General features: G+C 44.6%; 1 pseudogene. It reads right to left on the reverse strand.

Annotation, left to right across the window (positions count from 1 at the left end):
- Positions 1–623 (reverse strand): annotated as a pseudogene (locus ACFQ0V_RS04435) (IS256 family transposase); the annotation flags it as partial.

Consider the following 623-nt stretch of genomic DNA (forward strand, 5'->3'; position numbering starts at 1 on the left):
CATGCCTTTTAAGCCGTCTGATACGAATCAAAGTACCGTCTTCTACACCACGGTCTTTCAGCTCTTCTAGTAGCTCTTGCCAGTTGTAAGCCGATTCTGTTGGGGCAACTGTATAACCAAGTACTTCTTTCGAGCCGTCTTCACGAATACCAACCGCAATATAGACGGCTTCTTTTGATACGGTATCACGACGTACGGCAATATACGTCGCCTCTAAATACACGCATACGTAACGATTGTGCAACGGACGGTTATTAAAGGCTTCTACCGTTTCTGAAACAGCCTTTGTCATATTCGAAATCGTTTGTGGCGTATAGTGATGCCCATACATTTTCTCGATTAATTGCGCAATTTCAGCCATCGTAATCTCTTTTTTGAACAGGTGAATCACGGTTTCTTCCAGCGTATCGTTCGAGCGTTTATACGGTGCCACTGTCTGTTGTTTGAATTCACCGTTGCGATGACGTGGAATTTGAATGGCTAAATCGCCGTACTCTGTGTGAAGCGTACGCGAATAAGACCCATTGTGTGAGTTGCCTAAGTTGAACCCGATACGATTGTATTTTTCATAATCCGAAAATTCCGTTAGTTCTGTCGCCAGCAGCGCGTTGATCGCCATTTCC

The sequence above is a fragment of the Savagea faecisuis genome (assembly GCF_042675605.1).
In the GTDB taxonomy this organism is placed as follows: Bacteria; Bacillota; Bacilli; order Bacillales_A; family Planococcaceae; genus Savagea; species Savagea faecisuis.